This is a genomic window from Roseomonas sp. GC11 (assembly GCF_024437745.1).
GTDB lineage: Bacteria > Pseudomonadota > Alphaproteobacteria > Acetobacterales > Acetobacteraceae > Pseudoroseomonas.
The window spans coordinates 1-1,188 of the sequence record NZ_JANFNY010000191.1 but is presented as its reverse complement, the minus strand read 5'-3'; the positions used below and the strand labels follow the sequence as shown (position 1 = coordinate 1,188).

1 protein-coding gene is annotated in these 1,188 nt (G+C 75.7%); it reads right to left on the bottom strand.

Going from position 1 to position 1,188, the window contains the following annotated elements; translation table 11 throughout:
- Nucleotides 1–1,188: autotransporter-associated beta strand repeat-containing protein (locus NON00_RS24545; RefSeq protein ID WP_256025428.1), on the bottom strand; the 1,188-nt coding region annotated here is incomplete at both ends.

Sequence of the window (1,188 nt, the reverse complement as noted above, 5' to 3'; positions counted from 1 at the left end):
CGTCAGCGACACGCCCGAGGAGGCCGAGAGATCCCCCGCGCCGGAGAGCGCCAGCGTGCCGCCGGACACCGTGGTCAGCCCGGTATAGCTGTTGGCCGCCGAGAGCGTCAGCGTGCCGGAGCCGGTTTTGTCCAGTGCACCCGTGCCGGAGATAACGCCCGCGATGGCGGCGTCATTGCCATAGGTGTCGATCACCCCACCGCCCGTGCCGAGCGAGACGGCGCCGCTGCGGCTGAAGCCCGCGACGGCGATTTGCAGCACACCGCCGCCGCTCAGCACCAGCCCGCCCGAACCGAGCGAGGCGACATTGCCGATCTGCAGCGTGCCGCCCGAGATGGTGGTGCCGCCGGCATAGGTGTTGGCGCTCTGGAACACCACCAGGCCGCTTTCCACCGTCACCGCCGCCCCGGCGGCGCTGCCGGCGGAATAGCTCTGCCCGGCGGCGACGCTGGTGGCGCTGTCATCGGCGATGGTGCCGGCAAGGGTCAGGGTATTGCCATTGCCCGGCGCGAAGCGGGTGGTGGAGCCGCTCATCAGGAAAAGGTCGGAGCCAACCGCCGCGCCGGCGGAGCCCGCCAGCACGCCGCTGGAGCCGGCCGCGCCCGCGGTGAGGCTGCTGCCCGAGAAGCCGCCGGCGCCGATGACCAGCGAGGCGCCATCACGCACGAAAACCGCGCCGCCAAAGGCCGCGCCGCCGCCGCCCGAGCCATCGGCCCCACCGGCGCCGCCGCCGGTGCCACCCAGGGCGCGGTTGCCGCCGCCGCCGCCAAAGCCGCCAGTGCCGCCATCGAAGGCCAGCACGGAGGAGGATTGCGAGCCGCCGCCGCCGCCGCCGCCGAAGCCGCCATTGCCGCCCACGCCATTGGCGCCGCCGCCGCCGCCGCCGAAATCGGCACCATTGCCGCCGCTGCCGCCGGAATAGCCCGCGCCGCCGCCGCCGCCATAGAGGGTGGCATTGCCGCCCGCGCTGTAAGTGGCTCCGCCCGTGCCGCCCGTGCCCGAGGTGAAGCCATTGCCACCGCCGCCGCCGCCACCACCGGGGATGGTGGCGTTAGAGGCGGCGCCACCAGGGCCCGCGCCGCTCCCACCGCCGCCGCCACCACCACCGGCATCGGGGCTGCTGCCCGCGCCACCGGCCGCGCCGCCGGTGCCCGTGACGCCCGTGCTGGCGGCCCCGCCCCCCGCGCC